Origin of the sequence: Streptomyces sp. Ag109_G2-15 (genome assembly GCF_900215565.1) — a bacterium.
Classification (GTDB): Bacteria; Actinomycetota; Actinomycetes; order Streptomycetales; family Streptomycetaceae; genus Streptomyces; species Streptomyces diastatochromogenes.
Genome location: NZ_OCNI01000002.1, coordinates 1,852,630 through 1,866,270, shown reverse-complemented (window position 1 = coordinate 1,866,270; position 13,641 = coordinate 1,852,630). Strand labels below are relative to the sequence as shown.

Genomic DNA, 13,641 nt, shown 5'->3' with positions numbered 1-13,641 from the left:
CCATGAACGACGCTCCGGTCGCGCTCATCACCGGCGGCGGCAGCGGTATCGGCGCCGGCATCGCCCGGCAGCTGCTGGACGCCGGATACAGGGTCACGGTCACCGGGCGCGGCGAGCAGCGGCTGCGGGACTTCGCCGACAGTCTGGGAAATCCCGACGACCTGCTGACGGTCGCCGGTAGTGCGTCGACCTTCGAGGACATACAGGATGCGGTCGACCGCACGCTCAAGGCATACGGTCGACTGGATACCGTCGTCGCCAACGCCGGCTTCGCCACCCACGACTCCGTCGCCGACGGCGACCCGTCCGGCTGGACCGAGATGGTCCTCACCAACGTCCTCGGCCCCGCCCTGCTCATCCGTGCCTCCGTCGACGCGCTGAAGGAGACCGGTGGCCGGATCGTCCTCATCGGCAGTGTCGCCGGGTTCGTGAACACGCCGGGCAACCTCTACGGCGCCACCAAGTGGGCGGTCACCGGACTCGCCGAGAACACCCGGCGCCAGGTCACGGAGTTCGGCATCGGTGTCACGCTGGTCGCCCCCGGCCGGGTGGAGACCCCGTTCTGGGACAGCTACGGCAGCCTGCCCCCGGGGCACCTCCTGACCGCGGACCAGATCGCCGACTCGGTGGTCTGGGCGATCCGGCAGCCGGCCGGGGTCGATGTCAACACCGTGGTCATACGTCCGCTGGGCCAGCCCAACTGACGTACGCACGGCCTCAGTTGTTCGCGAGGAACTGCTTGGCCAGCTGGTCCCCGAGGGAGACGGCCGCGCTGTGGCTCTCGATGGGGGAGACCTTGGAGTTCTTGAACAGGATGTAGGTCACGCCGGAGTCGACCCCGCCGGTGGCCGGGTCGGGGTCGATGCCGAGCGCCTTGGCGGTGGCGTAGGAGGCCTCGCCGATGATCTTCGTGGGGCCGGTGTCGCCGACGACGGCGTACTCGACCTTGTTGTTGTAGATGACGGCGACGACACCGCCGCCCTTGATGCCGGCACCGGAGTAGTTCCAGATGCTGCTGGAGCTGGGCACCACGACGTACGGCAGCGACTCGGCCTTCAGGGGCTTGCCGTCGGACTGGTGGAAGGCGGTGTCGTCCTGGTACCAGGGGTCGCGGTTCTCGTTGCAGTTGGTGGTGCGCTGGCCGTCGCAGTCGATGTCCATGTCGGCCTTCCAGAACACCGCGCCGTTCTTGCCGCACACGGGGATCGTGGCCGAGGTCTCGTCGTCGGTCTTGTACTTGCCGTTCGATATCTGCGAACAGGACGTCACCTTGGCGAGCAGGTCGGCCGCGCTGACCGAGCCCTCCTGAGCGGAGGTGGGTGCGCGGTTGCCGGAGGCGTTGGCGGGCAGCACTCCGGCGGCGAGGAGGGCGGCCCCGGAGGCCGCGGCGAGGGTCAGTGTTCGAAGGCGCACTGTGGGGGAGCCCTTCTGTTAGGAAAGTTTCCTTACCGGGTGTCGTACAAGGTGGCCCCTCCCGCATGTCCCCGTCAAGTCCTGGCACCGGATGCAGTGCATTGCCCCCCGGGGAACACTGGTCATGTCGAACTGGGAGGTGAATCGTCATGTTCGTACGCACCGTCTATGTGACCGGCGACCCCACGAAGATCGACGCGGCCATCAGAGCGCTGAACACCGAGGGGCGGGAACTGCTCGAGGAGCGTCCGGGCTACCGCGGAGCCGGGGTCTTCGTGGACCGGGATCTCGGCAAGCTGCTGGGCGTGAGCTGGTGGGAAACGGCCGAGGCACGGCACAACAGCGACGAGGTCATGCGGAACCGCAGGGACGCGCTGCTGGGGCCGTTCGCCGGCACTCTGGCGGTGGAGAACTTCGAGGCGGTGGTGTACCAGCCGCTCCAGCCGCCGCGCATGGGCGGCGGACTGCGTGTCACGCGGGTGGAGTTCGACCCCGCGGACGCCGATCTGGTCGCCGAGACCTTCCGGTCGACCGTCCTCCCGCGTCTTGAGACCCTGCCCGGCCTGGCCACGGCCGGCCTGCTCATCGACCGCGAACGCGGCACGGGCCAGGTCGGCACCCTCTTCGTCGACCGCGACTCGATGGTGGTGTCGCGGGCCGGCCAGGCGGCGGCCCGGCACGAGGGCGTGGCCAAGGCGCATGTGAGCGTCGTCGGCCTGGAGGAGTTCGAGGTCGTGCACACGGACGTGCACGTCGGCTGACCCGTTCCGACCTGCCCCGACCCGTTCCGCTGGCGTCCGGACACGCCTCCTCCCGCAGGCAAGCTCGAGAAACGGCCGTCGGCCCCACCGCTCGGGTGGGGCCGACGGCCGTGCGCCGGGTGGGTGTTCAGCCCATGTCGAAGGTGGCCGGGTCCGGGCCGATGCGGCGGTCCTCGTTCAGGGCGCTGATCGCCGCGAGGTCCTCGTCGTCCAGGCTGAAGTCGAACACCTCGATGTTCTCCTTGATCCGGGACGGCGTCACGGACTTCGGGATCACGATGTTGCCGCGCTGGATGTGCCAGCGCAGCACGACCTGGGCCGGAGTGCGGTTGTGCTTCTGTCCGATGGCGACGATGGCTGGCACCTCCAGCAGGCCCTTGCCCTGGCCGAGCGGCGACCAGGCCTCGGTCCTGATGCCCTGCTCCGCGTGGAACTCGCGCGCCGCGCGCTGCTGCAGGTGCGGGTGCAGCTCGATCTGGTTGACCGCCGGGATGACCGAGGTCTCCTCGATCAGCCGCCGCAGGTGCTCGGGCAGGAAGTTGGACACGCCGATCGCCTTGACGCGGCCTTCGGCGTACAGCTTCTCGAACGCCTTGTAGGTGTCGAGGTACTTGTCCCGGGTCGGCAGCGGCCAGTGGATCAGGTACAGGTCCAGATAGTCGAGACCCAGCTTCTCCAGCGACACGTCGAACGCGCGCAGCGTGGAGTCGTACCCCTGGTCGCTGTTCCAGAGCTTGGTGGTGACGAAGATGTCCTCACGGGGCAGTCCGGAGGCGGCGATGGCCTTGCCGGTGCCCGCTTCGTTGCCGTAGATCGCCGCTGTGTCGATGCTGCGGTACCCGGCCTCGAGCGCCGTGGCGACGGCCTGCTCGGCCTCGTCGTCCGGCACCTGCCAGACGCCGAAGCCCAGCTGGGGCATCTCGACGCCGTTGTTGAGGATGATCGGGGGGACCTTGCTGCTCACGAGCTTCTTGATCCTTCGGTTGTCGACAGGTGGTACTCCCATCGTCAACGATCACGCGCCACCTTGCATTCCTGACCGCGGAATCCGCATCAACTGACCGGCGAGTCAGTCTTCGGAGCCGCAGATTGGCCGGAAACGCATCCGACGTTATCGGTCCGGACCATTGACCGCGGCCCTTCGTCCCGGGACTCTGTATCGCGCCACCGGACGTGTCGCTGAACCCGGTGCACACATGTGAACGGCTTCTGACCATGGCCTCTGTCTGCCTCTGGCTGCCCTCTGAGAACCCCCACCCTCAGGAAAGCGGGTACGCGCACATGAACAAATCCCTGTCCCCGACTCCTCGTACGGCCCTCCCGGACCCGAAGACATCGGATGAAAAGGTCTGGGAAAGCCCCGGCTACCAGGTCGTGGAGACCGCCCTCGAAGTGACCGCCTACGCGCTCGCCGACCGCCGCGCACCCGAGCCGCCCCGGGCCTCATGAGTACGACGGTCCCGAGTACGGCCGTCCCGCGCCTCGCGGACACCTCGACCGTCCCTCGCCATGACGCCGCCGCGGCCGCCTGGTCGCCCCCGGAGTTCGCCGACCGGCTGCGCGCCGTCACCGCGGCCCGCTACCACGACCGGCACCCCTTCAACCTGCGGATGCACCGCGGCGAGCTGACCCCCGCCGAGCTGCGCCGCTGGATCGCCGCACGCTTCCACTACCAGCGGCACATCCCCGTCAAGGACGCCCTGATCCTCGCGGGGCTCGACCGGCCCGAGCAGCGCCGACTCTGGCTGCGGCGCATCCGCGACCACGACGGCACGGGGGACGGCGGCCCCGGGAGCGAGGGCGGGATCGAGCGCTGGCTGCGGCTCGGCGAGGCGGCCGGGCTCAGCCGTGAGCAGCTGTGGGACACCTCCCGGGTGCCGCCCGGGGTGCGGTTCGCGGTCGAGGGGTACGTCACCTTCTGCCGGCTGCGCCCCACGCTGGACGCCGTCGCCGCCTCCCTGACCGAGCTGTCCGCCCCGGACCTGATGCGCACCCGCATCGCCGCCTTCGAACGCCACTACCCGTGGATCGACCCGGCCGGTCTCGCCTACTTCCGCACCCGTGTCACCCAGGGCGCCCGCGACGGGGAGGAGGCCCTCGCCCTGGTCCTCGCCTCCGCCCGCACCCGTGAGCAGCAAGAACGGGCGGTGGCCGCGCTCGCCTTCAAGTGCGAGGTGCTGTGGGCGCTGCTGGACGCGGTGGACGGGGGCGCCCCGTGACCTCGTCGCGTCCCGTAGCCCGCCAGAACGCGGCCGGCTGGGCTCCCGCCCTCGTCCCGAACGTCACCGTCTGGCGTCCCGCCCTCGCCCGGGGCGTGCTGCTGCGGCACGACCCGGTGCGGGACGCGGATCTGTTGCTGCTGCCGGAGCGCGTGGTCGTCCTGCACGGCCGCGCGGGCGCCGTCCTCGCGCGGTGCGACGGCAGCCGGACCGTGGCCGGCATCGTCGCCGAGCTGTCAGCTGAGTATCCCGGCGCACCCGTCGCCGCCGAAGTCCCGGACTTCCTGGCGGGGTTGCGGAAGGAGGGCTGGCTGACATGACGACGGTCGCTCCACCGTGGGCCCTGCTCGCCGAACTCACCCACGCCTGCCCGCTGCGCTGCGGATACTGCTCCAATCCCGTCGAACTGGTCGGTCGATCAACGGAGCTGACCACGGAACAGTGGGCCGGGGTGTTCGCACAGGCCGGCGCCCTGGGGGTCGTCCACACCCATCTGTCCGGCGGTGAACCGCTGCTGCGCCGCGACCTGCCCGACCTGGTGGCCGCCGCCGACGCGGTCGGCCTGTACACCCAGCTCGTCACCAGCGGGGTGGGCCTGGGGGAGCGGCGGCTGGCCGGGCTGGTCGTGTCCGGTCTGCGCAGTGTCCAGCTGTCCGTGCAGCACGCGAACCCCGCCGTCGCCGAACGCATCGCGGGCGTACGGTCGTTCGCGGCGAAGGAGCGTGCGGCCCGGCTGATCCGCGAGGCGGGGCTGCCCCTCGGGCTCAACGCCGTCCTGCACCGCGGCAACCTCGACGCCCTGGACGAGCTGATCCGGCTCGCCGTGGCCTGGGGCGCGGACCGGCTCGAACTGGCCCACACCCAGTACCACGGCTGGGCGCTGCGCAACCGTGCCGCCCTGCTGCCCACACCCGGCCAGGTCGAACGGGCCCGCTCGACGGTCGCCCGCTGGCGTGAACGACTTGGCGACTCACTGGAGTTGGTGTGGGTGGCCCCCGATCTGCTGGACGCCACCGCGAAACCGTGCATGGGCGGCTGGGGCCGTATCTCGCTCACCGTCGGTCCCGACGGCACGGTCCTGCCCTGTCCGGCCGCGGGCGGCCTGCCCGGCCTGGACCCGCCGAACGTCCGGGAGCACCGACTGGGCACGATCTGGCGGGAGTCGAAGGCTTTCAACGCCTTCCGGGGCGAGTCCTGGATGCCCGATCCCTGCCGTGGCTGCGCCCTGCGCACCACCGACCACGGCGGCTGCCGCTGCCAGGCCTACGCCCTCACCGGCGACCCCGCCCGCACCGACCCGGCCTGCCGGCACGCCCCGGACCACCACCTCGTACGCGACCTCGTGCGTGACCTCGCGGGCGGGCCCAGGCGGCTCGCGTACGCCTACCGAGAGGCCCCGCGAGAAGCCCAGCAAGCCCAGCAAGCCCAGCAAGCCCAGCGAGAAGTCCCGCGAGACCTCCGGCGAGGCATCCGAGACCTCCAGCGAGAGGAAGGACCATGAGACGCCGATCCCTGCGCGCAGCCCTGACGGCACTCGCGCTCACCACCGCCGGCCTGGCCGCACTCCCCGCGACCGTACCTCCGGCGGCCGCCGCCCCCGCCCTGCCCCGGCCGGCCGCCGCCCCGGACTGGTCCACGGCCGTGGTCGACTCCACCATGGCCCGCTACACGCCGGCCGGCATCGGCGGCTGGTCGTACCCGGTCGGGCTCTACCTCTACGGCCAGTACCTCACCTACCGCCGCACCCACGACGCGCGCTACCTCACCTACATCAAGAGCTACGTCGACCGCTTCGTGAAGAGCGACGGGTCCATCGACCAGTCCTTCAACAGCCTGGACAGCATGCAGGCCGGCCGCCTGCTGGTCATCCTGCACCACGAGACCGGCCAGGACCGCTACCGCAAGGCGGCGAAGAAGATCCGCGACCGCCTCACCACCTACCCGCGCACCAGTGACGGCGGCTTCTGGCACGCGGACAACAGCAGCCGCGCCCACCAACTCTGGGCGGACGGCGTCTACATGGTGAACCCGTTCCTCGTCGAGTACGGCAGGGAGTTCGGCGACAGCGCGTACACGAACGACGAGGCGGCCAGGCAGCTCGCTGTCTACGGCAGCCATCTCCAGGTCGGCAACGGCCTGTTGAGGCACGCCTACGACGAGTCGAGAACCGCGAGCTGGGCCGACCCGCAGACCGGGCTCGCCCCCGAGCACTGGTGCCGCGCGGTCGGCTGGTACGCGATGGCGATCGTGAACGTCCTCGACGCGATCCCGGAGAACCAGCCGCGACGGCCCCAACTCCTCACCATCTTCCGGCACTTGGCGGCAGGCCTGGAGCGGTACCAGGACCCGGCCGGCGGCCGCTGGTTCCAGGTCATGGACAAGGGGACGAGGAGCGACGACTGGACCGAGACGTCCTGCTCCAGCATGTTCACCTACGCCCTCTCGCGCGGTGCGCAGCAGGGCTATCTCGACCCGCACTACGCGGCCGTCGCCCGGCGCGGCTACGAGGGCGTGCTGGCGAAGATCTCGGTCGGCGCCGACGGCCGCACCAACCTCGCCGACATCTCCGTCGGCACGAACGTCGGCGACTACGCGTACTACGCCGCCCGTACCCGGGCCGTCAACGACTTCCACGGCCTGGGCGCCTTCCTGATCATGAACGAGCAGCTGCGAGGTGAATAGTGTCATGAGCACGTCCAGGAGAGCGGTGCTCGGCGCCGCGCCGGGCGGCAGAGGTGCGGCGGCGATCGTCCTGTTCGTCCTCGCCGTCGTCCTCGGCCTCACCCACCCCGCCGCCCTCGCGGCCCCCCAGCCACCGCCCCACGCCGCCGCCGTCTTCGACGTACGCGCCTACGGCGCCAAGGGCGACGGCTCCACCAACGACACCCCCGCCGTCAACAAGGCCATCACAGCGGCCAGTTCGGCCGGCGGAGGCACCGTCCGCTTCCCGTCCGGCACCTACAAGTCCAAGAACACCATCCACATGAAGAGCAACGTGACGCTCCAGGTCGACACGGGCGCCACGATCCAGGGCTCCTCCGCGGACACCTACGACCCGCCCGAGTCCAACCCCTACGACAAGTACCAGGACTACGGGCACAGCCACTTCCACAACGCGATGATCCACGGCGACCGGCTCACGAACATCGGCTTCGTCGGCGGCGGGGTCATCGACGGCGCCGGCAACCTGATCACCGGGAACCCGAAGTCGGGCGAGGCCGACAAGATCCTCTCGCTGACCCGCTGCGACGGCCTGCGCATCGGCGACGGCCTCACCCTCCGACGCGGTGGCCACTTCGCGGCCCTCATCAACGGCTGCAAGAACGTGACGTCGGACCACCTGACCATCGACACCGCGAGCGACCGCGACGGCTGGAACATCATCTCCACCACCAACGTCACGGTGAACCACGCGCACATCAAGGCGAACGACGACGCGCTCGTCTTCAAGAGCGACTACGCCCTCGGCGCCAAGCTCCCCAACGGCCATGTCCGGGTGAGTGATTCATACCTCTCGGCGAGGTGCTGCAACGCCCTGATGTTCGGCTCCGAGACCTGCGGCGACTTCTCGGACTACCAGTTCGAGAAGATCCGCATCGAGGGCGCCGACAAGTCCGGGCTCGGCATGGTCTCCATGGACGGCGCGAAGATCTCCGACGTCCACTACCGCGACATCACCATGACCGACGTCCACTCGCCGATCATGCAGAAGATCGGCACGCGCAAACGCTGCGGCAACAGCCCGGGCGTCGGCTCGATCAGCGACGTGACGTACGACGACATCACCGCCACCGGCAGCAGCCCGTCCTTCAGCCCGACCCTGTGGGGCGAGACCGGTCACCGGATCAGCGGCGTCACCTTCAACCACGTCGACATCACCGTGCCCGGCGGCAACGGCACCCTGTCCACCGCGGTGCCGAGCAACGACCCGAACGACTACAACCCCAAGAGCATCGGCACCCGCCCGGCCTACGGCTGGTACCTGCACAACGCCGACGACGTGCGGTTCACCGACAGCTCGGTGAGGTTCGCCGCGGACGACGGCCGCCCCGCGGTCATCGCCGACGCGGCGAGCGACATCCGCTTCACCCGCTTCACCGCACAGCGCGGCGGGCACTCCCCGCACGACGCCGGCTTCCAGAACGTGACCGGCTACTGTCTGACGGACAGCCACACCACCTCCGGCGGCGCCCTGCGGATCTCGTCCACCGGATCCACCGAGAACTGCGGTACGGCGGCCAGGCCCCTGGACCTGGAGAACCCCCGCCAGGACTTCCTCCGGGGCTCGATCGGCGGCCTCTTCCTGCACTGGGGCCTGCGCACCGCCCCCGCCCACACCAGCTGCGGCGCGTGGGAGAACGACGTCACCGGCGGCGGCTGGACACCGGACTACTGGGTGAACGAAGCCCGCAAACTGCATACGCAATACCTTGTACTGGCTACCTTCCACAGCCGACTGGGCTACGCCCGCCCCTGGCCCTCGAAGATCCCCGGTTCCTGCTCCACCAAGCGGGACTTCCTCGGTGAGCTGATCACCGCTGCCAAGGCCAAAGGTATGAAGGTCATCCTCTACATGACCGACGACCCCCAGTGGCACGCCGAGGGCGGTCACGAGTGGCTCGACTCGGCCGCCTACTCCGCCTACAAGGGCAAGAACGTCGACCTGACCACCCGCGACGGCTTCGGGCAGTTCAGCTACGACAACTTCTTCGAGGTCATGGACCGCTACCCCGACCTCGGCGGCTTCTGGATCGACAACGACAACGCGTACTGGGAGAGCCACGACCTCTACGCGCAGATCTATGCCAAGCGCCCCCACTACACGCTCAGCAACAACAACGAAGACACGCCGATCATGGACATGATCAGCAACGAGCAGAAGACCGGCATGACGCCCGCCTACGACTACCCGCAGGCTGTCTACACCGCCCAGCCCCGCCTGACCGAGGCCGACTTCAAGCTCCCCTCGACCGGCGCCTGGTGGTACGACGGCTCCGACCCGTCCGTCGACCGTAAGCTCACCCTCGGCCGCCTCGTCACCGACGCCGGCTCCTCGGTCAAGTCACTGATGGCCGAAACCGCCCAGGTCAACGGCAAGTTCCCGGCCAACCAGGCCGCCTTCAACAACTTCGCCGACACCTACCTCGACACCGTCTGGGAGTCCCTGCACGGAACCGAAGGCGGCGGCTATATGTACGGCGGCCTCAAGCCCGGCTTCTGGAACGACGGCGCCCACGGCGTGACCACGATCAGCAAGACGGACCCGAACCGCCAGTACATCCACGTCCTGACCCCGCCCGGCACCAGCACCCTGCGCATCCGCGACAACGGCTACAGGATCGCGTCCGTAGCCAACCTCCGTACGGGCGCGGCGGTTTCATGGTCGCAGTCCGGTGGCGTGCTGACGCTGACCGGTCTCGGCTCCTGGGACCCGTACGACACCGTCTTCAAGGTCACGACTGCCGGCCGCCAGGGAATCGCCACCGGGGCCAAGGTCACCGCGAGCGCCTCCGCGAGCGGCCACGCGGGCCAGGCCGTCGGAGACGGCGACCACCTCACCTACTGGGACAACAACAAGACCCTGCCCGTCAACCTCACCTTCGACCTCGGCGCGCCGAAGAAGGTGCAGTACATCGGCCTCAACCAGCGCGAGGACTCCGTCGCCTACGCCCGCTCCGCCACCGAGCAGTCCGCCCGCATCAAGGACTACAAGGTGTTCCTGAGCGATGACGGCACCACCTGGGGCAGCCCCGTGAAGACCGGGCAGCTCCCCAGCCGGCGGGGCATCCAGGGCATCGACCTCACCTCCGCGCACGCCCGCCACGTACGCCTGGAGGTCGACACCACCTGGGCCGCGTCGACCGACACCACCCGCTATCAGCGGCTGCGGATCGACGAGGCGTGGATCGGCACCGCGTACGCGACACCAGCGCCTGTCACCGTCACGTCGGACAACGGCCAGTCCCTGCGCCCCGCCATGGGCTGGAGCAGCTGGAGCTTCGTGCGCCGCGGGCCGACCGAGGCAAAGATCAAGGCGCAGGCGGACGCGCTGGTGGCGAGCGGTCTCAAGGATCACGGGTTCGTGTACGTCAACCTCGACGACTTCTGGCAGAAGTGCGACTCCAACGGCTTCGTCGTCGACTCCTACGGCCGCTGGGCCGTGGACACCGCCAAGTTCCCGTCCGGGATCAGGGCGCTCGCGGACCACGTCCACTCCAAGGGGCTGAAGTTCGGCTTCTACGTCACCCCGGGCATCGCCAAGAACGCGGTCACCGCGAATACGCCGATCGAAGGGACTCCGTACCACGCGAAGGACATCGTGGACACCTCGAAGACGGAGAAGAACTACAACTGCAAGAACATGTACTACATCGACTACTCCAAGCCGGGCGCGCAGGAGTTCGTGAACTCGTGGGCGAAGCAGTTCGCGTCCTGGGGAGTCGACTACCTGAAGATCGACGGTGTGGGCAGCCAGGACATCCCCGACGTCCAGGCCTGGGACAAGGCCCTGCGGGCCACCGGGCGGCCCATCACCTTCGCCCTCTCCAACAACTTGCCGATCGCGAACGCTCCCACCTGGCGGCAGCTGGCCAACAGCTGGCGCACCCAGGGCGATGTGGAGTGCTACTGCGGGTCGGGCGCGAACGGCAGTGGCTACCCGCTCACGGACTGGTCGCACGTCTCCGCCCGCTTCAACTCGGCGGCCTCCTGGCAGCAGTACGCCGGACCCGGCGGCTGGAACGACCTGGACTCCCTGGAGATCGGCAACGGCGACCAGGCCGGGCTCACCGCCGACCAGCGGCGCTCGCACTTCACCCTGTGGGCGATGGCGGGTGCGCCCCTGCTGCTCGGCACCGACCTCACCCACCTCGACCCCGTCGACAAGGCGATGCTCACCAACGACCGGCTGACCGGCGTCGACCAGGACGGGGTCGCGGCGAAGCGGGTTGTGAACAGTGGTGTCAAGCAGGTCTGGAGCAAACAGGAGAACAGCGGCGACTACGTGGTCGCACTGTTCAACACCGGTACGTCCGGCAACGCCACGGTCACCGTGAACTGGTCGCAGGTGGGTTTCACCGGCTCCGGTGACGTCACGGACCTCTGGTCCGGCTCTCACAAGGGTGTGATCACGGACTCGTACAGCGCGACGCTGCGGCCGGGCGAAACACGGCTGATCCGTGTGAACCCAGTCAACAGCGCGCTGAGGGGAGAATCATGAAACGCGACAGAGTTCTCGTCTGGGGCCTCTCCCTGGCCCTGGCCGCACCACTGACCGGCCTGACCGGCGGGGTCGCCCGCGCGGCCACCGACTACCAGGCCGAGGACGCCCAGATCTCCCAGGGCACCGTGGCCACCAACCACACCGGCTACACGGGCACCGGCTTCGTCGACTACACCAACATCAAGGGCTCCTCCGTGGAGTTCACGGTGAACGCGGCCTCCGCGGGCACCGCAGCGGTCACCCTCCGCTACGCCAACGGCACCTCCACCGACCGGCCCATGGACATCTCCGTGGGCGGCACGATCGTCGCGCCCGCCGTCTCCTTCCCGGCCACCGCCGACTGGAACACCTGGGCCACCAGGACCGTCACCGTGCCGCTCACCGCCGGATCCAACAAGATCCGCGCGACCGCCACCACGGCCGACGGCGGCCCCAACCTCGACCGCATCAGCGTCGACGCCGCCACCGACACCCAGGCCCCCACCCGCCCCGGCCAGCCCAACTGCTCCGACATCGGCGAGAACGGCCTCACCCTCGGCTGGGGCGCGTCCACCGACAACGTGGGTGTGACGGCGTACGACATCTACGAGCACGGCAACAAGATCGGTGAAGCGCCCGGGAGTTCGACCAGCAAGGCGCTGACCGGACTCACCCCGAACACCACCTACAACCTCACCGTCATCGCCCGGGACGCGGCCGGCAACACCTCGCCGGCCAGCCCCGTCGTCGACTGCACGACCAAGCCCAGCTCCGACACCACACCGCCGACCGCACCCGGCACACTGTCCACAGCCGACATCACATCGAATACGGTCGACCTCGGCTGGGGCGCGTCGACGGACGACCGCGCGGTCGTCGCCTACGACATCCGCAGCGACACCACCGTCTACAAGACCGTCACCAGCGGTACGTCGACCACCCTCACCGGTCTCGCCTGCAACAGCCCGTACGCGCTGAACGTCGTCGCCCGCGACGCCGCCGGGAACGTCTCGCAGCCGAGCAACACCGTCACCTTCACCACCAAGGCCTGTGCCACCGACGGCGGTGTCCCGTCCTCCGTCGCCACGCTTTCCAGCGGCTGGACGATCCCCTGGGGCACCTACTGGCTGCCCGACGGCCAGTCCGCGCTGGTCACCGAACGGGACGACTTCCGGGTCTGGAAGCTGACCAAGAGCGGCACCCGCACCCAGGTGGGCACCGTCCCCAACGCCGTGACCACCAACGGCGAGGGCGGCCTGCTCGGGGTCGCCGTCGACCCGAAGTGGGACACCAACCACTACGTCTACTTCATGCACACCGCGTCCGAAGGCAACCGGGTCGTCCGCATGACGTACGACGGCACCCGGCTCACTGACTACAAGATCCTGGTCCAGGGCATCAAGAAGAACCGCTACCACAACGGCGGACGCCTCGCCTTCGGCCCCGACGGATATCTGTACGTCTCCACCGGCGAGGCCCAGACGCCCGACCTCGCGCAGGACAAGAACTCCCTCAACGGCAAGATCCTGCGTATGACGACCGACGGAAAGCCGGCCCCCGGCAACCCCTTCGGCAACTACGTCTACTCCCTGGGCCACCGCAACCCGCAGGGCCTCGCCTTCGACCGCAACGGGCGCCTGTGGGAAGCCGAGTTCGGCAACAGCTCCAAGGACGAGCTGAACCTCATCAAGCCCGGCGCCAACTACGGCTGGCCGACCTGCGAAGGCAGCTGCTCCGTCGCCGGGATGACCAACCCCAAGGCCACCTGGAACGTCTCCGAGGCCTCGCCCAGCGGCATCGCCGTCGTCCGCAACGTGATCTACATGGCCTCCCTGCGCGGCGAGCGCCTCTGGCGCATCCCGATCAACGGCGACAACGAGAGCGTCGGCACGCCGACCGCGTACTACGTCGGTACCTACGGTCGACTGCGTACCGTCACCAAGGTGCCGGGCGCCGATCAGCTGTGGTTGTCCACCACCAACTGCGACAACAACGGAGGTGCGGCGGACGGATCCGACAAGATCTTCAAGGTGACGATCGGTTGACG

At 69.1% G+C, this 13,641-nt stretch carries 11 protein-coding genes; 9 read left to right on the top strand and 2 right to left on the bottom strand.

The window, feature by feature from the left end:
• The first annotated feature begins 2 nt into the window (after window positions 1-2).
• Window positions 3-704, top strand: a complete 702-nt coding sequence (locus CRP49_RS44695) for an SDR family oxidoreductase (protein WP_097259041.1) — start codon at window positions 3-5, stop codon at window positions 702-704.
• A 13-nt stretch (window positions 705-717) separates the two neighbouring features.
• Here the strand turns inward: CRP49_RS44695 and CRP49_RS44690 are convergent, their stop codons facing one another.
• A complete protein-coding gene (locus CRP49_RS44690) occupies window positions 718-1,413 on the bottom strand; it encodes a glycoside hydrolase family 75 protein (protein ID WP_097259040.1) in 696 nt (231 codons plus the stop codon).
• A gap of 149 nt (window positions 1,414-1,562) precedes the next feature.
• On the opposite strand from CRP49_RS44690, the gene CRP49_RS44685 reads away from it, so the two are divergent.
• Window positions 1,563-2,174 (top strand): hypothetical protein, encoded by a 612-nt coding sequence (locus tag CRP49_RS44685; protein ID WP_097259039.1) that lies wholly within the window; start codon window positions 1,563-1,565, stop codon window positions 2,172-2,174.
• Between the two features lie 127 nt (window positions 2,175-2,301).
• Here CRP49_RS44685 and CRP49_RS44680 read toward each other — a convergent pair whose 3' ends face one another.
• The gene (locus CRP49_RS44680) at window positions 2,302-3,138 is read right to left on the bottom strand and encodes an aldo/keto reductase (RefSeq protein WP_097259038.1); all 837 of its coding nucleotides are present in this window, start codon (window positions 3,136-3,138) and stop codon (window positions 2,302-2,304) included.
• A 317-nt stretch (window positions 3,139-3,455) separates the two neighbouring features.
• Between CRP49_RS44680 and pqqA the strand changes: the two genes are divergently transcribed.
• The 7 genes from pqqA to CRP49_RS44650 are packed head-to-tail and all read left to right on the top strand — an operon-like array spanning window position 3,456 to window position 13,639.
• Window positions 3,456-3,623 carry a pyrroloquinoline quinone precursor peptide PqqA gene (pqqA, locus tag CRP49_RS46200; protein ID WP_101418793.1) on the top strand — a complete coding sequence of 56 codons (168 nt, stop codon included), beginning with the start codon at window positions 3,456-3,458 and terminating at the stop codon, window positions 3,621-3,623.
• Window positions 3,620-4,393, top strand: a complete 774-nt coding sequence (pqqC, locus tag CRP49_RS44675; protein WP_097259037.1) for a pyrroloquinoline-quinone synthase PqqC — start codon at window positions 3,620-3,622, stop codon at window positions 4,391-4,393. The genes pqqA and pqqC overlap by 4 nt, the downstream gene beginning before the upstream one ends.
• Entirely contained in the window at window positions 4,390-4,713 is a 324-nt protein-coding gene (gene pqqD / locus CRP49_RS44670; protein ID WP_097259036.1) for a pyrroloquinoline quinone biosynthesis peptide chaperone PqqD, read from the top strand. Before pqqC ends, pqqD begins: the two co-directional genes overlap by 4 nt.
• Window positions 4,710-5,894, top strand: a complete 1,185-nt coding sequence (gene pqqE, locus CRP49_RS44665; protein WP_097259035.1) for a pyrroloquinoline quinone biosynthesis protein PqqE — start codon at window positions 4,710-4,712, stop codon at window positions 5,892-5,894. The genes pqqD and pqqE overlap by 4 nt, the downstream gene beginning before the upstream one ends.
• Complete coding sequence (locus CRP49_RS44660; RefSeq protein ID WP_097259034.1) at window positions 5,891-7,075, top strand: glycoside hydrolase family 105 protein; 1,185 nt, start codon at window positions 5,891-5,893, stop codon at window positions 7,073-7,075. Before pqqE ends, CRP49_RS44660 begins: the two co-directional genes overlap by 4 nt.
• 4 nt (window positions 7,076-7,079) lie before the next feature.
• Complete coding sequence (locus tag CRP49_RS44655) at window positions 7,080-11,612, top strand: glycosyl hydrolase family 28 protein (protein ID WP_097259033.1); 4,533 nt, start codon at window positions 7,080-7,082, stop codon at window positions 11,610-11,612.
• Window positions 11,609-13,639 carry a PQQ-dependent sugar dehydrogenase gene (locus CRP49_RS44650; protein WP_097259032.1) on the top strand — a complete coding sequence of 677 codons (2,031 nt, stop codon included), beginning with the start codon at window positions 11,609-11,611 and terminating at the stop codon, window positions 13,637-13,639. The genes CRP49_RS44655 and CRP49_RS44650 overlap by 4 nt, the downstream gene beginning before the upstream one ends.
• Window positions 13,640-13,641: the final 2 nt, after the last annotated feature.